The organism is Streptomyces sp. RGM 3693 (assembly GCF_050471125.1).
In the GTDB taxonomy this organism is placed as follows: Bacteria; Actinomycetota; Actinomycetes; order Streptomycetales; family Streptomycetaceae; genus Streptomyces.
In genome coordinates, this window is sequence record NZ_JBMPPQ010000001.1 from 2020085 (window position 1) to 2041915 (window position 21831).

A 21831-nucleotide genomic window follows, 5' to 3' on the forward strand; every position below is an offset into this window, starting at 1 on the left:
ACGTTCGGGGGTGATCGGGGTGATTTGGCCGAGCTGTGCCCGTCCTCCGCGGTCCGGTATCGCGACGCGGTACGGCGTCCCGCCACCCCACGATGACGGGACGCCGAATCGCAATCGAATTGCCAACTGCCCCATAAAGAGAGGGAGTTCAGTCGCCGCTTCGGCGGAGTGTCAGGGCGCTGCGGACCCCGGCCAGGGCGAGCAGGGTGACGACCCCGGCGAATGCGCCCGCGGCGGTCACCAAGGAGAACCAGGACAGCAGCACCGCCACGCCGATGACCGGCAGGGTGAGCCCCAGATAGGCGGCCACGAAGTAGCTGGAGGCGACCTCGCCGGTACGGGCCGCGGGCACCCGGGCGGTGAGCGCCGTCAGGCCGGAGCGGAACGCCGCACCCGCACCGCCGCCCCCGAGCGCGGCCCCCACCAGGAACAGCGTGAGGGAACGGGCGGGCAGTGCGGCGATGATCAGCGCCAGGCCCACCGGGATCATCAGCATGCCCACCACGGTGGCCCGCACCGCCTCCGCCCGGGCGGACACCACCTGTGCGAGGCCGGCCGCCGCGAAGGCGCAGCCGGCCACCAGCCCGGTCAGCAGCGGGCTGTGCCGATGCAGCCCCTCGGCCAGGAACGTGCCGGTGAGGCCCGCCAGCAGACCGAGCACCGAGAAGCCCGCGAACACCGAGACCGCCACCGGGGTGAAGACCCGCCGTGCCTGCGGCGGCACCGCCAACCGCTGCACACGGAACCGCCCCTGGGTGCGTATGACCGTCTCGGGCAGGCGGAACAGCACCAGGCCCGACAGCAACAGGGCCGCCACCACCACATAGGGCGTGAGCAGCGGGCGTGGCGCGAACTCGGCCAGCACACCGCCCAGCAGCGGCCCGCCGGCCAGTCCGAGCATGCTCGTCACCGTGGACAGCAGGGCGGCGGTGGCCGGCCGCGGGTGCAGCTCCCGGAGATAGGCGGTGGCCGCCCCGGTGGCCAGCCCGACCGAGATGCCGCTGAGCAGACGCCCGATCAGCAGCCCCGGCAGCGTCGGGAAGACCGCGAACACCGCACAGCTCACCGCCGCGATGAGCATGGCCGGCCCGATCACCGCGCGGCGGCCGATCCGGTCGGACACCCCGCCGAGCAGCAACGCGGCCACCACGCCCACCGCGTACAGCGCGAACACCACGGTGACCAGCACCGGGGTGAGCCCTAAGCGGGCACTGTAGAGCCCGTACAGCGGGGTGGGCAGAGCACCCCCGAGCATGACCGTGAACAGCAGGAACACCACCGTGGCCACCATCGCCGGCCGGCCGCGCGCCGCCGGGGTCTGTTCGCCGGCCGCCACTGTGGGTGTACGCACATCCTGGTCGTGAGTCACCGGATCACCTCCATAAGTTCGGACCGGCGAATCCTGCCAGAGCGGCTGCGCGGGGCAGTGCGGGGGCCAACGTGACGGGGCGCGGGCACCGTTCGGACCCGGGTCCGGTGTCGCTCAGCGGCCGACGGCGGGTTCAGACCGCGCGGTGCGGATCGGCCGCCACCTCGTCCAGCAGGGTCTGGAAGTCCCGCACCACCGCCGCGATCGTGCCCCCGTCGAACAGGTCCGTCGGATAGACGACCCGCCCGGACAGCTCCGCATCCCCGGCGCCGGTGCCGAGCGCCAGTTCCAGGTCGTGGCGCGCGGTCAGGCGCGGCACGGGATGGGCGGCGGTCGACAGGCCCCGGAAGACGGGCAGTTCACCCCGGCCGCCGCGTAGCGCGGCCACGTCGGTGGTGGTGTTCTGGAGCTCGAAGGTGACCTGGACGAGCGGGCGCCGGCCGGCGGGCGCCGGCTCCGGGAGCGCGGCGACGACCTGGTCGTACGGCGCCTCCTGATGGGCGAAGGCGTCCAGGGTGCGTTGCCGGATCCCGGCGAGCAGGTCGGCGAAGGCGACCCCCGCGGGGGCGGACGAGCGGATGGCGAGCGTGTTGACCAGGCACGTGATCAACTTCTCCCGTTCCGGCGTGGTACGGCCGGTCACCAGCGTCCCCACGGTGATGTCGGTCTGCCCGGTCCACCGCCGCAGCAGCGCGTGGAACCCGGCGAGCAGCGTCATGAAGGGGGAGGCGCCGCACGCCCGCCCCACTTCGGTGAGCCGGGTCACCAGCGGGCCGGGCAGGGCGAACGGGTGCTCGTCGGCGTGTGCGGTGCGCACCGCCGGCCGCGGCCGGTCCGTGGGCACCGCGACCGGTTCGGCTCCCGCCAACTGGCCGACCCAGTAGGCCACCTGCTCGTCCAGGGCGCCGCGGGAACGCTGCCGCTGTTCCTCGAAGCTCAGCTCGGTGTAGCCGAACGTCAACGGCGGCAGCATCCGGGCGCCGTCCAGCCCCCGGAGGGCCGCGGCGTACAGCACCTCCAGCTCCCGGAAGAACACCGCGACCGACCAGTCGTCGAAGACCACGTGGTGACCAGTGCACACCAGCACGTGGTCGTCCGGGGCCAGGGCGAGCACCGCGGTCCGCAGCACCTCCGACGCCAGGTCGAAGGGGCGCCAGGCGACGTCCTCGACGAAGCGTTGGGCCGCGGCGTGCGGGTCCGATCGGTCGGTGAGGTCCACGACCTGGACGGGGACGTGCTCCGGCCCGTGGGCGGTCCAGCGGAGTCTGCCGCGGGTGTCCAGGGCGAAGGTGCTGCGCAGGGACTCGTGCCGGGTGACCAGGGCGCGTACGGCCCGCACGAGGGCGTCGGAGTCCAGCGGGCCGTGCAGCCGCAGCGCCACCGGCACGTTGAGCTCGCCCGTCCCCGCCGTCACCTGTTCGGCCGCCCAGAGTCGGGCTTGTGCCGCGGTGGCCAGTGGCCGTACCGCTCCCAGTCCGGTCATCCTGTCTCCTTCGTGGATACCCCCACGTTTACGTGGGGGAGGAAGCGGAGCCCCTGCGGAGCAGGGCAAGGGGAGATGAATCGCCGTCGGGTGATTCGTCGTTCTCCACCAACAGCCCGCAGCAGGCCACTAGTTGTCGTGTTAGTGTGTGAGCTATGTCCACTTGCGTGAAGCGGGCGTTTAAGTACCGCTTCTCTCCGACGGATGCGCAGGCAGCGGAGCTGTCGCGCACGTTCGGATGCGTGCGCAAGGTCTACAACATGGCGCTCCAGGCGCGTACCGAGGCGTGGACGCTGCGTCAGGAGCGGGTCAACTACAACACCACGTCGGCGATGCTGACCGTGTGGAAGAAGACCGAAGAGCTGGCGTTCCTCAACGAGGTCTCCTCCGTGCCGCTCCAGCAGTGCCTTCGGCACCTGCAAGTCGCGTTCACCAACTTCTTCGCCAAGCGCGCCCGCTACCCGCGTTTCAAGTCGAAGAAGAAGGCCCGCGCCTCGGCCGAGTACACATCCTCCGCGTTCCGGTTCCGGGACGGGAAGCTCACGCTCGCGAAGATGGCCGAGCCGCTGGCGATTGTGTGGTCCCGCCCTCTCCCGCGGGACGCGAAGCCCTCGACGGTGACCGTGTCCCGCGATGCGGCGGGCCGCTGGTTCGTCTCGATGCTTTGTGACGACCCCAGCGTTAAACCGCTTCCCGCCACAGACGCGGCCGTCGGGATCGATGCCGGTCTGGACCGTCTGCTGACCCTCTCGACCGGCGAGAAGATCACCAACCCGAAGCATGAGCGTAAGCACCGTGCCCGGCTCGTGAAGGCCCAACGCGCTCTCGCGAAGAAGGACAAGGGGTCGAACAACCGGGCCAAGGCCCGGCAAAGGGTCGCGAAGATCCACGCGCGGATCGCGGACTCCCGTCGTGACCGGCTCCACAAGCTCACCACTCGACTCGTTCGTGAGAACCAAACGATCGTGATCGAGGATCTGACCGTGCGCAACATGGTCAAGAACCACACTCTGGCCCGCGCCATCAGCGATGCGGCGTGGTCGGAGTTCCGGAGCCTGCTGGAGTACAAGGCCGCCTGGTACGGCCGCGAGGTGATCGCGGTCGACCGTTTCTTCCCCTCCTCCAGGCTGTGCTCCGTCTGCGGCACCCTCACATCGAAGATGCCGCTCAACGTCCGCACCTGGACGTGCGACTGCGGCACGACCCACGACCGGGACGTGAACGCGGCACGCAACATTCTGGCCGAAGGACTTTCGGTGTCTGTCTGTGGAGCTGGTGTAAGACCTCAACGGAGAACTCCGGGCGGGCAGTCGGCGACGAAACAGAAAGCATCACGGCGCAAGCCGTGAGAATCCCCCTCGTTAACGAGGGGGAGAGTCAACGTCCCTCCGTACCGTTGTCCAGCAACTGCCTGATGGTGTGCGCGATACGGGCCACGTGCGGCGGGCGCAACATCGCGTAGTGATCGGCGGGGACCGGCCGGGCGAGGAGGTCCGCACCCGTGGCCCGCTGCCACCGCCGGGCGCGGTCCGCGCCGTCCGGGTCGTCGCTGTGCACGTACAGCAGCCGCCCGGGGTAGGCGGGCGGACGGTAGCCGGCCTGTGCCGAGAGGTGCGCCCGGAAGACCTCGAAGGCGCGGGTGAACCGGTCCTCCTCCAGGTCGGGGAGGACCTGTGCGGCGCGCAACTCGTCCAGGAGGGAGCGGAGCCGTAGGGGGCGTGCCGGCTCGTCCTCCGCGGGGCGGGTCAGGCTCGCGGAGCGGTAGAGGTCCTCGGCGAAGTGGCGCAGGACGTCCGCCTCGTCGGCCGCGGTCGGTGCGGGAGCGGGCGGGCAGGCGCTGTCCAGTACGCCGAGCAGTTCCACCTCCTGGCCGGCGTCGCGCAGTGCGGTGGCCATCTGGACGGCGACCAGGCCGCCGAAGGACCAGCCCAGGAGGCAGTACGGGCCTTCGGGCTGCACCTGGAGGAGCTCGGCCAGGTACCGGTCGGCCAGCTCCGCCACCGTCTCCCGCGGGCGCTGCCCGGGCTCGAAGCCGCGGGCGGCGAAGCCGAAGACCGGCAGGTCGGGGTGGCTTTCGGCCAGCGCCGCGGCCAGCTCCCGGTAGCCGAAGACGGTGCCACCCACCGGGTGGACGAGGAACACCGGCCGCCGGCCGCCCCCGGGACGCAGCGGGACCAGGGCGCCGCCGGTGGCCGTCGCCGCCGCGCCGGTGCGCAGCAGCGCAGCCTGCTCGGCGACGGTGGCGTGGCCGAGCAGGGCCGACAGCGGCAGCTCGGCGCCGAACCTCCGGCGGACCAGCGCCACCAGCCGCAGCGCGGACAGGGAATGCCCACCGAGGTCGAAGAAGTCGTCGTGGACGCCGCGCACCGGGGCACCCAGCACGTCCTCCCACACCGACGTCAGCCGCACCTCCCAGTCGTCCCGGGGCGGGGCCGGGGCGGCCGTGGCCGGTGGCTCTGCCGCGCCCAGGCGGGCGAGGGCGTTGCGGTCCACCTTGCCGTTCGGCGTGAGGGGCAGCCGGTCGATCCAGTGCCAGGCGGACGGGACCATGTGCGCGGGCAGCCGCTGCTTGAGGAAGGCCGCGCACCCGGCGGTGTCCGGCGCGTCGGCGCCGACCAGGTACGCGGTGAGCCGGTCCGACGTCAGCAGGACCGCGCACCCGCGCACCGCCGGGTGCCGCACCAGCACCTCCTCGATCTCGCCCAGCTCCACCCGCATCCCGCGGATCTTCACCTGGTGGTCGGCGCGGCCGACGTACTCCAGGACGCCGTCCGGCGTCCACCGGGCCAGGTCGCCGGTGCGGTAGAGCCGGACGCCGGTCCCGTCCCGGTGCGTCAGGCGCGGGAAGCGCTCTGCCGTCAGCTCGGGCTGCCCGTGGTAGCCGTCCGCGAGGCAGGCGCCCGCGAGGTACAGCTCGCCGGTCACGCCGACCGGCACCGGTTGGCGGTGCCGGTCCAGGACGTGGGTCTCGGTGTTGGCGATCGGGCGGCCGATGGGCACCGCGTCCCGCCCGTCGTCCCGGCAGTGCCAGGAGGTGACGTCCACCGCCGCCTCGGTGGGGCCGTAGAGGTTGAACAGGTCGGCGTCCAGGCGCGCCAGGCAGTGCCGTTGCAGCGCGCTGTCGAGTGCCTCCCCACTGCAGAAGACCCGGCTCAACGGGGCACAACGAGCCAGGTCGCGGTCGTCGAGGGTGTCGAGGAAGGCGCGCAGCATCGACGGGACGAAGTGGACCGTGCTCACCTCCTCCCGGGCGATCAGCTCCGCCAGGTAGCGCGGCTCGCGGTGGCCGCCCGGCCGGGCGAGGACCACCACGGCGCCGGTGATCAGCGGCCAGAAGAACTCCCACACCGAGACGTCGAAGGTGGCCGGGGTCTTCTGCACCACCCGTTCACCGCAGCGCAGTTGGTACTCGGCCTGCATCCACAGCAGCCGGTTGCTGATCGCGCGGTGCGGCACCACGACGCCCTTGGGCCGCCCGGTCGAACCCGAGGTGAAGATCATGTACGCCGGGTCGGACGGGCCCGCGGCGTCGGACGGGCCGGTGGCCGGGCGGTCCGCCCACCGCCGCTCATGGCCGTCGACGCACTCCACGACGGCACCGGTACCGGCCAGCCGGGCCGCGGCGGCCCCGGTGGTCAGTACGACGGTCGGCCGGGCGTCCTCGATCAGCTCGCGCACCCGCTCGTCCGGATCCTCCGGCGACAGCGGGACGTAGCCGCCGCCCGCCTTCAGGACGGCCAGCAGAGCGATCACCAGCTCGGGGGACCGCTCCAGCAGCACCGCCACGAACCGGCCGCGGGTGACGCCGAGTTCCCGGAGCCGGTGCGCCAGGCGCCCGGCGGCCTCGTCCAGCTCCCGGTACGTGAGGGTGGCTCCCTCGAAGCGGACGGCCGGCGCCTGCGGGGTGCGGGCGGCCTGCTGCGCGACGAGGTGGTGCAGCACGTGGTCCTCGGGGAACTCCCGCCGGGTGTCGTTCCACTGCGCGAGCCACTTCTCCTCGGTCCCGGACAGGAGGGGGTGCTCGGCGTACCGGGACGAGGGGGCCTCGCTCATGGCCCGGAGCGCCGTCCGGTAGTAGCCGTCGATCAGCTCGATCTGGGCGGCCTCGAAGCGGCCGGCGTCGTACCGCAGCGCCATCACCAGTCGGTCGGCGGCGTCGTCCAGCGAGAACTCCACCCCGAAGGGGAAGTTGGAGTGCGCGGCCCACTCCTCCGCGAGGACGTCCAGCCCGTCAGCCGCGCCGACCGACTGCGACACGTGGAAGTGCGTGTAGTTGAAGAACGTCTCGTACGCGGGGCCGGTGCCGGCGAGGGACATCAGGTCCGCCGCCGGGTAGCGCCGGTGGTCCTGGACGCGCAGATCCAGCTCCGCGGTCCGCCCGATCAGGTCCATCCAGGTCCCGTCGGCCAGACGGCAGCGCATCGGCACGGTGTTCAGGAACACCCCGAGCGTCTTGTCGCCGTCGCGTTCCTCGGCCCGCCCGTTGCAGACGACGCCGGTCAGGACGTCGTCGCTGCCGCCCAGCAGCCCCAGCACCCGCAGGTGCGCGGTCAGCAGGACGATGCGCAGCGGCACCCCGAGGGCGTCGGCCAGGTCGCGGAGGTCGTCGGAGAGCGCGGCGGGCAGTGGCGCCTCGGCGCACACCATCTCCTCGGTGGGCCGGGCGGCCCGCCAGCGGGGGAGCGGTGCGGTCTCGGCGCCGGCGAGTTCGGCGGCCCAGAACTCCCGCTGCGCGGCGTCGTCCTGCGCCGCGCGTTCCAGTGCGACGAAGGTGCGGAACCGCGACGCGGGGGCCGCGTCCGGCCAGGAGTGGGCGGCGCCGCCCACCTCGCTGCGGTACCGGTCGAGCAGTTCCGCCGTCAGCGACCGCTCGCTCCAGCCGTCCAGGATCGCGTGGTGCTCCACCACGAACAGCTGGCAGGTGTCCGCCGAGCGCCGCTGCACGTGGAACCTGATGAGCGGCGCGACCCGCCAGTCGAAGGGGCGGCGCCGCTCCGCGGCGAACCGTTCCGCCACCGCCGCCCGCTGGCCCGCCTCCGCCAGGTGGCTCAGGTCCTCGAAGGTCAGCGGCAGTTCGACCCGGTCGTGCACCAACTGCACCGGCTCGTCGAAGGTGTCCAGGTCGAAGGAGGTCCGCAGCACTTCGTGCCGGGCCAGCACGGTCCCGATCACCGTGCGCCAGGCCGCCTCCGCGTACGGGGCCCGGAGGTGGTAGCTCGTGACGTTGTGGTACAGCTGCTCGCCGCCGCCCCCGGTCAGTTCGCTGTGGTAGACCATCCCGGCCTGGAGGGAGGAGAGGGGATAGGCGTCGAGCACCCCGGCGGGGACCCGGGCCCGGTCGCGCGGGCTCAGGGCGCTGAAGGGCGCGTCCGCCCGGGCCGCCGCCGGCTGCGCCGACACCCGCACCAGCGGCGCGAGGGCGCGGATCGTCGGATGGCGGATGAGGTCGGGGATGGTGAAGTCCAGGCCCTCTTCCCGGGCCCTGGCCAGGACCTGGATGCTGCGGATGGAGTCGCCACCCGAAGCGAAGTAGTTCGCGTCGATGCCGACCCGGGGCAGTCCCAGCACCTCCGCCCAGACGCGCGCCAGTGCGCGCTCCACGTCGTCCCGCCCGTCGACGACGTCCGCCGCCTGCGCCGCGGTGTGCGGTGGCCGGGGGTCGGGCAGCCGGTCGCGGTCCACCTTGCCGTTGCCGGTGAGCGGGAAGCGGTCGAGGGCCACGAGGGCCGCGGGCACCATGTAGTCGGGGAGCCGCCGCGCCAACGCCTCGCGCAGCGCCGCCTCGTCGAGCGTCCCGTCCGCGGTCCGCACATACCCGGCGAGGTACTCCACGCCCTGCGGATCCGTCCTGAGGACGGCCACCGCCTCCTCGACCGCCGGCGACTCGGCCAGGGCCGCCGCGACCTCGCCCAGCTCGATCCGGAACCCGCGCAGCTTCACCTGGTCGTCGAGCCGTCCGCAGTACTCCAGGTCCCCGTCCGGGCGCAGCCGGACCAGGTCGCCGGTGCGGTAGACGCGGGCGTCCGGATCGTCGCCGAAGGGATGCGGGAGGAAGCGTTCCGCGGTCAGTTCGGGCCGGTTCAGGTAGCCCCGCGCCAACCCCGCGCCGCCGACGAACAGTTCGCCCGGTACACCCGGCGGCACGGGCTGGCCGTACCCGTCCAGGACGTACAGCTGGAGGTCCGGCAGGGGCCGCCCGATGGCGCTGCGCGGTCCCGCCACGGTGTCCGCCAGCGTGATCGGCCGGTAGGTCACGTGCACGGTGGTCTCGGTGATGCCGTACATGTTCACCAGCCGCGGCCGCTGCGCACCGTGTCGCAGCAGCCAGGGGCGCAACGTCCGCAGGTCCAGCGCCTCGCCGCCGAAGACGATCCAGCGCAGTGCGAGCGGGCCGACCGCCGCGCCCGCGCCGGCCGCCTCCTCGGCCTTCATCAACTGGTGGAAGGCGGAAGGTGTTTGGTTGAGCACCGTCGTGCCGGTGGAGCGCAGCAGGCGCAGGAAGTCCTCCGGGGACCGGCTGACGTCGTACGGCACCACCACGAGGGTGCCGCCGTGCAGCAGCGCCCCCCAGATCTCCCACACCGAGAAGTCGAAGGCGTACGAGTGGAACAGCGTCCACACGTCCTGGTCCGTGAAGCCGAACCACCGCTGGGTGGTGTCGAACAGCCGGAGGATGTTGCGGTGCGGGATCAGGGTGCCCTTCGGGCGCCCGGTGGAGCCCGAGGTGTAGATGACGTAGGCGAGGTCGTCGGCGGTCGCCGCCGGCTGCGGGGCGTGGTCGGGGCAGGCGGCGAGGGCGTCGGCGTCCGCGGTCAGGTCGACCACCGGCCCGTCGTACGCCAGCGGTGCGCCGGGCTCGCCACCGTCGCGCACCAACAGGGCGATCCCGGCGTCCTCGGCGATGTGGCGCAGCCGCTCCGGTGGCGAGGACGGGTCGAGGGGGACGTACGCCCCGCCGGCCTTGAGGATGCCCAGGAGCGCCACGATGAGGTGTTCGGTGCGGGCGGTGGACAGGCCGACGCGGGTTTCCGGGCGCACGCCCCGGGCGCGGAGGTGGTGCGCCAGCCGGTTGCTCCGGCGGTCGAGGTCGCGGTAGGTCAGGGTCCGGCCGGCGCAGATCACGGCGGTGGCGTCGGGGCGCAGCCGGGCCTGTTCGGCGAACCGTTCGTGACAGACCACCTCCGGTGCCGGCCTCGGGTTCGGGCGCGGCGGCGCGGCCAGCCGACGGTGCTCCTCGGCGGTCAGGAGCGGCACCCGGGCCACACAGGCGTCCGGGTCCTGGCTGACGCCGGTGAGCAACTGCACGTAATGACGGGCCAGTTGGGCGGCCATCGCGTCGTCGTCGAGGACGCCTTCCGCCGCGTACAGCACGGCCTCGTGGCCCGAGTCGGTCGGCGCCACGTCGAGGGCGAGGTCGCAGGGCCCGGCGAACGCGCCGGTGTCCGGTGCCGCGGTCTCGACGACCGTGCCCCCGGGCACCTCCCAGCGCCGCCCCGGGATGTCACGGGCGGTGAAGGCCACGTGGTGGGTGACGGCGTGCGCGGGGGCCAGGTGCGGTGCCGCGCCTTCCCGCGGCAACTGCCGGTGTGCTGCGGCCCGTTCCGCGGCCCGTTCCGCGGCCCGTTCCGCGGTCCGTTCCGTGGTTCGGGCGATCCGGGACAGCAGGTCGCCGAAGGACGGGGCGTCGGCCAGGTCGCAGCGGAGCACGAAGGTGGCGCCCAGGGGGCCGACCGGATCGGGGAATGGCAGCGGGGCGGGGTCCAGGCCGGTGTGCGGGACCGCGACCCGGACGTCGGTGATGCCCCCGTACCGGCTGGTCAACACGGCGAAGACCGCCAACAGGCCGGTGGCCAGGGAGGTTCCGGCCGCTCGGCACTGCGCGTCCAGGGCGGTGACGGCCGGCGCGGGCAGCGGGAAGCGGTGGCTGCGCCGGCGGGTTGCGGAGCCGGTGTCCCGCCCACCGGAGGGCCATCGCGGACGCGGCGCTTCGTCGGCGAGCTGTTCCCGCCAGAACGTCACCGCGGCGTGTCCCTCCGGAGTGTCGAGCCACGCCTCGTGCCGGGCCGTGAACTCCGCGTAGGAGGACGCGGGTTCGCGCGGCTCGTGCTCGCCCAGGAGCATGGCACGGTAGCCGCGGACGAGTTCGTCGGCCAGCACCGCCATCGACCGGGCGTCCGCGACCGTCCGGTGGGCGGCCAGCAGCAGGGTGGGGTCGGTGTCGGGCGCGCGGACCAGAACGGCCCGCAGCAGGGGGCCGGCGTGCAGATCGAACGGCTTGGCGGCCTCCGCGGCGAGCAGTGCGCGCGCCGAGCTCGGGTCCGCGGCCTCGCACAGCTGCCAGTCGAACCCGCCAGACGCCGCGATGACCTGCACCACGCCGTCGTCCCGCACGGCGAAGCGGGTCCGCAGGGCCTCGTGCCGGCGCACCAGGTCGGCGACGGCCGCCCGCAGTGTCGCGGCCTTGGCCGTCCTGGGCAGCGTGAGGCAGTGCGCGAGGCCGCCGGTGGCCGCGGTCGGTGTCGCCTGCTGCCGGTAGAGGTAGTGCTGTGCCGGAGAAGCGGGCATCACCCGGTCGCCGTCCGCGGCGGATACGGGCCGGGTGGCGTCCCCGTTCTCACTCTTCATCTGCATACTTTTCCTCGATCCGCGGAACGCGAGACATTCATCGAAGAGGGGATCCGGATTTCCGCACCGTGTGCCATTCCGGAGCTTCAGCGTGTCCGCGCCGAGGGGGCAAGTCAACAAGATCACACCACTTGACGCCGGCCCCCACACCAAGCGCCGGACGGGCACTACCAAAGGCCATGTGCGGATGGACCTTCGTGCCCCGGAAAAGAAACCAAGGTGCTGGCCATACGCTGCCGGTCAGCCGATACCCTCGGCTCACTACCCGATGTTCCCGACTCTACGGAGCGGTATTCCGCCTGCCCTCGGGAGGACCAGCGTGGGATTGCATTCCCCGAATGACAGTGATGCGTGCAGCACTCCCGGAGAGGTGCACAGAATATGCGACGCGTATGTGGCCGACTACGCGAAACTCGATCCGATCATGGCCAGCTATCTCGGTATCCCGGGAAATGAGCGGGAGTTGACGGATTTCTCGCCGGCGGGATATGAGGCGCGGGCCGACCTGAGCGCCCGGGCGCTGCGCCGGATCGAGGCCGCCACTCCCGCCGACGAGACCGAGACCGTCGCCCGGGCCGTCTTCCTCGAACGCCATCGGCTGCTCCAGGAGGAGCACGCCGCCGGTCTCGACCTGGCGGCCCTGAACGTGACGTTCAGCCCCGTTCAGCACCTGCGGGAAGTGTTCGACCTGATGCCCGCAGACGCGCCGGAGCACTGGGCGGCCGTGGCGGCCCGGTTGGCGCAGGTGCCCGCCGCCCTGACCGGGCTGCGCGCCTCCTTGCTGACCGCGGTGGACCGCGGCACGGCGCCGGCCGTGCGGCAGGTGCGGCAGGTGGCCGAACAGTGCGCGCGCTGGGCCGGGTTGCGCGGCGAACCGTCGTACTTCACCACGGTCACCGCGCCCGCGTCGGCGCACGGGCTGACCGGCCCGCTGCACACCGCCCTGGAGACCGGGGCGCGGGCCGCCGCCGAGGGGTACGCGGACTTCGCCGGCTTCCTCCGCGACCGGCTCGCGCCCCGGGCACCGGAGCGGGACGCCGTCGGCGCCGACACCTACCAACTCACATCCCGTTCCTGCACGGGCGCCCGGCTCGATCCGCACGAGACCTACGCCTGGGGATGGGCGGAGTTCCTCCGCATCGAGGAGGAGCTGCGGCAGGTCGCCGGGCGGATCCGCAGCGGGGCGACACCGGCCGAGGCCGCCGCGCTGCTCGACGACGACCCCCGCTACCAGGTGCACGGCCGGGAAGGGCTGCGCGCATGGATGCAGGAGCTGTCGGACCGGGCCCTGCACCGGCTGCGCGGTACCGAGTTCGACATCCCCGACGAGCTGATGACGCTCAGCTGCCGGATCGCGCCGTCCGGTGGCGGCGTCGGCGCCTACTACAACGGCCCCAGCCAGGACTTCGGCCGGCCCGGCACCATGTGGTGGTCGGTGCCGCGTGACCGTGCGGTGTTCGCCACCTGGCGGGAGACCACCACCGTGTACCACGAGGGCGTGCCCGGCCACCACCTCCAGATCGGCACCGCCGTGCACCGCGCGGACCGCCTCAACTCCTATCAGCGGCTGCTGTGTTGGGTGCCGGGGCACGGTGAGGGCTGGGCCCTGTACGCCGAACGTCTGATGCGCGAACTGGGCCACCTCGACGACGAGGGCGAACTGCTGGGCATGCTCGGCGCGCAGCTGTTCCGGGCCGCCCGCGTCGTGGTGGACGTGGGCATGCATCTCCAGTTGCGGATTCCGGCTGGCTGTGGCTTCCACGAGGGTGCGCGCTGGACCCCCGCCCTGGGCCTGGAGTTTCTGCTGACGCGGACCCTCGCCGACCCCCACCAGGCCCGGGACGAGATCGACCGGTACCTCGGCTGGCCCGGGCAGGCCCCCGCGTACAAGATCGGCGAGCGGCTGTGGCTGGCGGCCCGGGACGAGGCGCGCGCCCGGCACGGTCACGCCTTCGACCTCAAGGCGTTCCACCGGCGGGCCCTGGAACTGGGGTCCATGGGCCTGGACACGCTGCGCGCACAACTCGCCGCGGCCTGACCGGTGCCGGCCGCGGCCGGGGCGGGCGCGATGCACCACCACGCCCGCCCCGGCCCCCCGCCCGGCTCAGTCCACCGCGGTGTCCTCGATGATCCGCCGCAGCGCCGCGCACCACTGCGTCCACAGGCGCTCCACGTCCCCGGCGGGCACGTGGTCCCGGTGCATGATGTCGACCAGGACCCCGCCCTCGACGGGGATGACGTCGAAGAAGAGGTCGAACTTGGCCTCCGCCACCTCCGGCAACCGCAGCTCGCCGGTGGTCGTGCCCAACTTCACCGCGGGGACGGCCGGGTTGAGATCGAACACCACGGAGGTCACGTCCTGGCGCGTGCGCCAGGCGTCCGGCACGGTGCCCTCCTGCTCCAACGCGTCCAGCACGGTGTGCAGCGGGACATCGGCGTGCCCGAGGTCCTGGGTCAGCAGGCGGCTCGTCCGGTCGTGGTGGGCCCGCACGTCGGCGGCCCCCGCCGTGCTGCGCACCGGCACGTAGCTGACGTAGTGCCCGACCCAGTCCCGCTCCCGCTCGCCGGGCCGCTGATCGACGGGGACCGACACCACCAGGTCGTCCCGGCCGCAGGTGGCGTGCAACGCCGCCGTGAAGGCGCTGAACGCCACCATGAACGGGGTGCAGCGCAGCGCGGGGCAGCGCGCGGTCACGGCGTCCCACACCTCCTGCTCCAGCTGGAACGTCCGACGGGTCGGACGGCCGGGCCGGGCGCCGTCTGCGGCCGGGCCGGCACCCCACAAGGGAGCGGGGGAGTCAGCGAGCCGCCGGCGCCAGTAGCCCACCAGGTCCGCCGACACCGGGCCGGCCGGCAGCGCCACGGGCTGCCGGACGGTGACCTCCGCCGCCGGGTCCACTCCCTCCGCCGCCTGCGCGTAGGCGGCGACCAGATCGGTGAGGACCGTGCTGACGGACGTCCCGTCGAAGACGAGGTGGTGGGCGGCGATCACCAGGTCGCTGCGGTCCTCGGCGCGCCGCAGCAGCAGGCAGCGGAACAGCGGCCCGGCCTCGAAGGCGAACGGCGCGTTCACGAAGGCGTCGATGGCCGACTCGGCCGCGGTGTCGTCGGCCGCTTCGGCGTGCCGCAGCACCTCGTCCGCGGTCTCGACGACGCTCAACTGTGCGCCGTCGGGCGAGCACACGGCGCGCAGGGCCGGATGCCGCTGCCGCACGGCCGCCAGGGCCGTGCCCAGGGCCGCGTCGTCCACCGGGCCGTGCAGTTCGAGCACCACCGCCTCGTTGTAGGCGACCGAGTCCGGTTCCGCGCGCCGACACAGCGCCCACAGCTCCCGCTGCTGGGCGGACATCGGCCACTGGGTGCGCGGCGGCGCGGGGACCGCGGGCGACGCCGTCCGATCGGGCCGGTCCGCGCCGCCCAGGGTGAGGAAGGTGGCCTCGTGCAGCGCGTCGAGGTTCCGGTCCACCGCGGCCAGGAACCGTTCGGCGTCGCCGTCGGTGTGTTCGGTGGAGAGGAAGAACGTCCGGCCCTCCCAGACGTACAGGCCGTCCGCGAGCAGGCTGTGGTAGAGCATTTCCAGGGGGAGCGGCTGGTACAGATTGGAGAGCCCGCCGTACTGGAAGCGCCACAGCGAGCCGAAGGTGGCCACGGAGTAGGGGAGTTCGCGCTGCCGGAAGAGGTCGGACAGTGCGCCGGTGAGTCCGGCGGCCCGGTCGTTGACCTCCTGGTAGAGGCGCTCCCCGTGCTCTTCGAGGTGGGTCAGCACGGCGCCGGCCGCGGCGATCGACAGCGGATGCTTCTGGAACGTCCCGCCGAACAGCGTGGTCTCCGCGTACGGTGCGCTGTCGTCACCGTAGGACCAGTCACCGCCGTCCAGACCGTCCAGCAGCGCCTTCTTCCCGGCGATGGCCGAGATGCCCAGCCCACCGCCCAGGACCTTGCCGTACGTGGCCAGGTCGGGGGTGATGCCGAAGAGGCCCTGCGCGCCGCGGATCCCGACCCGGAAGCCGGTGATCATCTCGTCGAAGATCAGAACGGTGCCGGTGGTCTCGGTCAGCTCCCGCAACTGGCGCAGGAACGCCACGGGTTGGGTCACCGGGTTGCGCGCCTGGACCGGCTCGACCAGGACCGCGGCGATCTCGTGGACATGCGCCCGGAGGTAGTCCAGGGAGGCCGGATCGTCGTACGGCAGCACCACCACATCGGCCAGCGAACCGCCCGACAGGCCGGGGGAGATCGGGTCGACGCCACCGAACTCCCCGGTGCCCCGCCCGAGCATCCCGTCGGTGATGCCGTGGTACGACTTCTCGAAATAGACCACCTTGGGCCGGCCGGTGGCCAGCCGGGCCAGCCGGACCGCGCCCATGACCGCTTCCGAACCGGTGTTGGTGAACGTCACCCGGTCGTGCCCGGTCACCCGGCAGAACTGCTCGGCGACCCGGTAGGTCAGCTCCTGCTGCGGGCCCAGTGACACCGAGCGCCCCAACTGCTGGGCGACGGCCTCCTCGACGTACGGCGGGTTGTGGCCGAGGAAGTGCACGCCGAAGCCCAGGCAGTAGTCGGTGTACTCGGCGCCGTCCACGTCCCAGAAACGGGCACCGCGGGCCCGCCGCACGGTGATGGGGAAGTTGAGTTCCTTCAGCTCCGGGCGGAAGTTGGCCCAGGTGCGGCTCTCCACCAGGTGCTTGCGGTAGCGACCGGCGAGCTGCTTCGACCGCGGACTGCGCCCCTCCACCCGCCGGACGATGCCGTCCACGTATTCCTGCTGACGCCTGGTCAGCCCGCTGCCGGCCGCCGCCGCGCTGGGGCGGGCGCTCGCACGGACGGGTGTCGGTGGCGTCGCCGGGGCGGGGTGCGTGGCCACCGCCGGGGGGCCGGCCTGCGCCGCGGGGAGGGCGGCGGCCGACGGCGTCGGCGCCCCCTCCGAGGACTGCCCGAGCAGCGACAACTGCTGCTGCATCAGGGCGAGTTGATCGCGCACCACCTGCTCGACAATGGCCGTCGCGGGCGTCGTCGCGGGCGTCGTGGCGGGCGTCGTGGTGGGCCGCGGTGCCGCCGGGACGACGGGCTGTGCGGCCGTCACGGGTGGGACGGGCTCCGCCGGGCTCGGGGCTGCGGACTCCTTCGCCAGGGCCGCGGCGAGGTCGCCGACCGTCGCGTACGTCTCGAAGAGGTCGTGCGCCTTGAACGCGGTGCCGTGCCGCTCGTTGACCGCGGTCACCAGGCGCAGCAACAGAATGCTGTCGGCGCCCAGCTCCAGGAACCGGGCCCGCTCCGCGATGTCCTCCCGCGGATGGCCGAGCACCTGCGAGAGTGCGCCACGGACCTCGTCGACCGCCCAGTCGTGCTGCTCTGTCAAGGGATTCCTCCTGTTGACGCCCGGGGGCGTCGGCTCGTGGTCCGTCGGGGCGGCGCGCTCCGCGTCGGCGCCGGGCCGGTCCGGCAGCGCCCAGTGGCGCGGCCGCTGCCAGGGGTACGCGGGCGTGCCCGGCAGGTAGCGGCCCCCGGCGCAGACCGCCTGCCAGTCGAGGTGGGCGCCGCGTACGTACAGTTCGGCGAGTACGGCGCGGGGGCCCGCCGCACCGTCACCGCGGGGCCGCGCACCGTGCAGCACCTGTGCCGCCGTACCGGCCTCGGCGGCGGTGGCGCGCACCGCGCCCTCCAAGGTCGGACGCGCCCCGATTTCGAGGAAGTTGCCGAAGCCCCAGGTGACCGCCGATCGCACGGCCTGCCGGAAGTGCACCCGCCCCGCGACGCCGTCCGCCCAGTGCCCCGGGTCCTGCCGCGCGGCGTCGAACAGCGCACCGGTGACGGACGAGAAGAACGGCACCGCGCACGGGCCGGTGGGCCGGCCCGCGCCGGTACCGCGCAGTGCGGCGGCCGCCGACGCCATGGCGGGGCTGTGGAACGCGAATTCGCCGGGCAGCGGCCGGTGGGAGAACCCGCGGCGCGCCACCTCGTCCGTGAACTCCCGCACCGCGGCCGCTGGCCCGGAGACCACCACACTGCGGGGCCCGTTCTCCACCGCGATCACCAGCGCGTCCCCGTACCCCGCCAGCAGCGGGGCGACGTCCTCCACCGGGGCCGACACCGACACCATGCGCCCCGCGCCCGACGCGGACTGCATGGCCGCGCCGCGCGCGAGGACCAGGGCGGTCGCGGCGTCGAAGTCCAGCAGCCCGCTGACGTGGGCCGCCGCCGCCTCGCCCGCGCTGTGCCCGAGCACCGCGGCGGGCGTCAGCCCGAACGACTCCCACAGCCGGGCCAGTCCGGTCTGGAGGGTGAACAGCAGCGCCTGCTCGACGTCGGTGCGCCCGGCGGACGGGTCGGCCGCCCCGGCGTCCCGGCTCAGCTCGTCGAGGACGGATACGCCCAGTTCCGCGTCGAAGGCCCGTGCGCAGCGTTGGGCGTGCGCGGCGAACACCGGCTCGGCCAACAGGTCCGCGCCGCTCCCGGCCAGCTGCTGCCCCTGCCCCGAGAAGACGAAGACGGTGTCCCGCCACGGTGCGCCGCCCGTCGTGGTCGGGGCGTCCGGGCCCGGGGCGTCCTGCCGGAAGGCGGCCACCTGTCGCCGTAGCTCCGCCTGGTCCCGGCCGGTGAACGCGGCCCGGACCGGGTGGTGCCCGCGGCACACCGCGGCGCTGTAACACAGGTCGCCCAGCCCCTGATCGCCGTCCGGCAGGGCGTCCAGGGCCGTCAGGTAGCGGGCGGCGAGTTCCGCCAACGGTTCCCGGGCGGCGGCGGAGAGCGGCAGCACGTGCGGCGCGGGCGGTCGGTACGGCTCCCGGGCCGGTGCCGGGGCGGGCTGCTCGACGATGACGTGCGCGTTGGTGCCGCCGAACCCGAAGGAGCTCACCGCGCCGACCCGCGGCCCTGGGGCCCGCCATGCCTCCGTCCGCTGCGCGATGGCCAAGCGGGTGCCGTCCAGCGGCAGCCGCGGATTCAGGGCGGAGGTGTGCAGCGTCTGCGGCACCTGCCCGGCACCCAGGCACAGCAGGAGCCGGATCAGCCCGGCCATGCCCGCCGCGGCCTCGGTGTGGCCGAGGTTGGACTTCACGGACGTCACCAGGCACGGGTCGGTCGGCTCGCCGGCCCGCCCGTACGTGGCGGCCAGGGCACCGATCTCGATGGGGTCGCCCAGCGGCGTGCCGGAACCGTGCGCCTCCACGAGGCCGATCCGTGCGGGATCGGTACCGGCATCGGCCAACGCCGCGCGGATGACCGCTTCCTGGGCGGGGCCGTTGGGTGCCGTCAGGCCGTTGCTGCTGCCGTCCTGGTTGACCGCGGAGCCCCGGATCACGCCCAGCACCCGATCGCCGTCGGCGCGCGCCCGGGCCAGTGTCTTGAGCACCACCACACCGCAGCCGTCGCTGCGGACGAACCCGTCGGCCTCGGCCCCGAAGGAGCGGCACCGGCCGGTCGGCGACATCATGCCCGCCTTGGACACCGACACCCACTGGTCGGGCGCGAGCACCACATTGACACCGCCCGCGAGGGCGAGCCCGCACTCCCCGGCCCGCAGGCTGCGCACGGCGAGGTGCACGGCGACCAGCGAGGAGGAGCAGGCGGTGTCCACCGCCATGCTCGGTCCGGTCATGTCGAAGACGTAGGACAGGCGGTTCGCGGCGATCGAGCTGGCCTGCGCGGTGCTGAAGTGCGCGTCCACGGCCGCCAGGTCCCGGCCCAGCAGCCGGCCGTAGTCACTGCCGCTGATGCCCACGAAGACGCCGCCGCCGGCCAGCAGCGGAGAGCGCCGGGGCACACCAGCGTCCTCCAGTGCCTCGTGCGCCGTCTCCAACAGCAACCGCTGCTGCGGATCCATCTGCCGGGCCTCGTGCGGCGAGATGCCGAAGAAGCCGGCGTCGAAACGGTCCACGTCCTCGATGCAGCCGGCCCACTTGGTGCTGATCGCACCCGGCTGCTCCGGATCCGGCGCATACCGGTCGGCGGCCTGCCAGCGGGACCGCGGGATCTCGGCGACGGCGTCCGCCCCCGCCAGCGAGAGCCGCCACAGGTCCTGGGGGCTGCGCACCCCACCGGGGAAGCGGCAGGCCATCCCGACGACCGCGATGTCGTGCCCGGCCGGGTCGGCGACGGTACCGCGGGCGGTGTCGGGCGCGCTGCTCACTCCGCCCCTCCCGACGTGCCCAGCGCGGCGGTGAGGTGGTCGACGGTGGCGTGGTTGAGCACCTGCATCACCGGCACCGGCCGCCCCACCACGGGCTCCAGGGCTGCGGCGAGTTGCTCAGCGCCGATCGAGTTGAGGCCGTAGTGGGAGAAGGACCGGTCGTCGACGATCTCCGCCGGGGCAACGCCGACGATGCGGGAGAGCAGGGTGCGCACCAGCGGCCTGAGGAGGGTGCCGGGCAGCGCGGGCGCGGCGGTGGGTGTGCTGCCGGGGGCCGGGCGGCCGGGGGCGGCACTCAGGGTGGCCAGCGTCGAGCGGTCGAACTCCCCGCTCTCCAGGCGGCGTCGGCACTCGCGACGCTGGATCTTGCCGCTGGTGGTCTTCGCCAGCGCGCCCCGGCGCACGATCACCACCTCGGCCGCGGTGATCTGGCAGTCCTCCCAGACGGCGTCCCTGACCTGCTGCGTCAGGGCTTCGGCGCCGATCTCCTTCGCCACCCCGCCGGCCACCTCGACGACCACGGCGAGCCGTTCCTCGCCGTCGCGTTCGATCGGAAAGGCGGCCGATGCGCCACTGGCCAGGGAGGGGTGGCAGCTCTCGGCCACGTACTCGATGTCCTGCGGGTAGTGGTTGTGCCCCTGGAGGATGATCACGTCCTTCAGGCGTCCGGCGACGAACAGCTCCCCGTCGTACCGGAAACCCAGGTCACCGGTCCGCAGGAAGGTGCCCTCCGCCTCCTGCCCGGCGATCCGGGCCCCGAAGGTCTCCTCGGTGACGTCCGGAAGGTTCCAGTACCCCCCGGTGATGCAGGGGCCCTGCACCCAGATCTCCCCGATCTCGCCGTCGTCGCGCGGCAGGGCCCGCACCGGGTCGACGATCCGCACCCGGGTGCCCGGTTGGGTGACGCCGCAGCTGACGACGGGCGTGGCGTCGGGGCTCTGCGGAGCCACCGGAACGATCCGGTCGTTCGCGAGGGAGCTCGCCGAGACCCACAGGGTCCGCGGTTCCTCCCCGAGGCGCTTGGCCGTCACGATGAGCGTGGTCTCGGCCATGCCGTAGACGGGAGTGGCCACCTGGGGGTCGAACCCCGCGGACTTGAAGGTCTCGGCGAACGTCCGCAGCGTGGCGTCCCGCACCGTTTCGGCGCCGTTGATGGCCACCCGCCAGCTCGACAGGTCGAGTTGGTCCACGTCGTCCGCCGCACTGCGCACGCAGAGGTCGTAACTGAAGTTGGGGCCGCCACAGTGGGTGCCGCGGAACCGGGAGAGGGCTTCGAGGAGTCGCCGGGGGCGGCGGATGAAGGACTCCGGCGCCATCAGGTAGACGGGTGTGCCGAGCCACAGCGGGTTGACGACGCTGAACACCAGGCCGAGGTCGTGGAAGAAGGGCGCCCACGAGACGAGGACGCCGTCGCTCCCGATGGCCAGGGCGTCGTTCATCTCCGACGACTGCCGGGCGAAGTTGTCGTGCGAGACCATGACGCCCTTGGGCTGCCCCGTGGATCCGGAGGTGAACTGGAGCAGCGCCAGGTCGCTCCCCGCGACCTCGATCGGAGTCCAGTCGTCGGCCGCCGACCCGTCGACGGCGTCGGTCTCGATCCACTGGAGGTCACGCAGTTCCGCCGCGTCCCCGAAGCGCTCCAGGAGCTCTTGGTGACCGGCGCGGGTGGTGAGCACCGTGGTCGTCCCGGCGGCCCGGGCCACCGGCAGCAGTCGCCGCAGGTCGTGCTTGCTGCGCGGGAACTTGACCGGGCCGCCCGCGACGCCGGCGTAGAGGCAGCCGGCGAAGGCGCGGACGAACTCCAGGTCGTGGGGGTGGGCCAGCAGCACGTTGGTGCCGGCGAGCCCCGCGTTCCGCAGCTGGACGGCTCGGGCTCGCGCCGCCCGGTCCAGCGCGCTACAGGTGAGGCTCTCCGCCGCCTCCTCACCATTGCGCAGGAACGTGTAGAGAACGCCGTCCGGGTTCCGCTCGGCACGACGCCGCAGGGCCTCCACCAGATTCCCGGGAGATGTCTCGGGATGGCTCGCCGTATTCATTCCAGTGTCTTCCCCTCGCCGGTCACACCAGGAGGCGCCTGGTCGGAGTTCCGTGCACTCCTTACCAAGGGGTTCTCCCGGAAGTTCACGATGTACCGCGAGGATCTTTTACGCGGTGCCCGGCCAGCGTCAATGTCGGACCTCCCTATTCATGGCCGACCCGGCACCTCCGCATATCCGGGCATCTTCG

Annotated in this window: 7 protein-coding genes; 2 read left to right on the forward strand and 5 right to left on the reverse strand. The window is 73.1% G+C overall.

The features are described from left to right. Nucleotides 1–148: 148 nt before the first annotated feature. Nucleotides 149–1369: an MFS transporter gene (locus ACO0M4_RS08590; RefSeq protein WP_430369150.1), complete on the reverse strand. Its 1221-nt coding sequence runs from the start codon at nucleotides 1367–1369 to the stop codon at nucleotides 149–151. A gap of 133 nt (nucleotides 1370–1502) precedes the next feature. Then, on the reverse strand, nucleotides 1503–2852 hold the full coding sequence (locus ACO0M4_RS08595) for a condensation domain-containing protein (protein ID WP_430369151.1): 1350 nt from the start codon (nucleotides 2850–2852) through the stop codon (nucleotides 1503–1505). Between the two features lie 155 nt (nucleotides 2853–3007). Between ACO0M4_RS08595 and ACO0M4_RS08600 the strand changes: the two genes are divergently transcribed. Next, entirely contained in the window at nucleotides 3008–4201 is a 1194-nt protein-coding gene (locus ACO0M4_RS08600) for an RNA-guided endonuclease InsQ/TnpB family protein (RefSeq protein ID WP_430369152.1), read from the forward strand. 28 nt (nucleotides 4202–4229) lie between these two features. Here the strand turns inward: ACO0M4_RS08600 and ACO0M4_RS08605 are convergent, their stop codons facing one another. Next, the gene (locus ACO0M4_RS08605; protein ID WP_430369153.1) at nucleotides 4230–11477 is read right to left on the reverse strand and encodes an amino acid adenylation domain-containing protein; all 7248 of its coding nucleotides are present in this window, start codon (nucleotides 11475–11477) and stop codon (nucleotides 4230–4232) included. A gap of 394 nt (nucleotides 11478–11871) precedes the next feature. On the opposite strand from ACO0M4_RS08605, the gene ACO0M4_RS08610 reads away from it, so the two are divergent. Next, complete coding sequence (locus ACO0M4_RS08610) at nucleotides 11872–13515, forward strand: DUF885 domain-containing protein (RefSeq protein ID WP_430369154.1); 1644 nt, start codon at nucleotides 11872–11874, stop codon at nucleotides 13513–13515. A gap of 66 nt (nucleotides 13516–13581) precedes the next feature. Here the strand turns inward: ACO0M4_RS08610 and ACO0M4_RS08615 are convergent, their stop codons facing one another. Next, the gene (locus ACO0M4_RS08615; RefSeq protein WP_430369155.1) at nucleotides 13582–19605 is read right to left on the reverse strand and encodes an aminotransferase class III-fold pyridoxal phosphate-dependent enzyme; all 6024 of its coding nucleotides are present in this window, start codon (nucleotides 19603–19605) and stop codon (nucleotides 13582–13584) included. Next, entirely contained in the window at nucleotides 19602–21641 is a 2040-nt protein-coding gene (locus ACO0M4_RS08620) for an AMP-binding protein (RefSeq protein WP_430369156.1), read from the reverse strand. The genes ACO0M4_RS08615 and ACO0M4_RS08620 overlap by 4 nt, the downstream gene beginning before the upstream one ends. Between the last annotated feature and the right edge of the window lie 190 nt (nucleotides 21642–21831).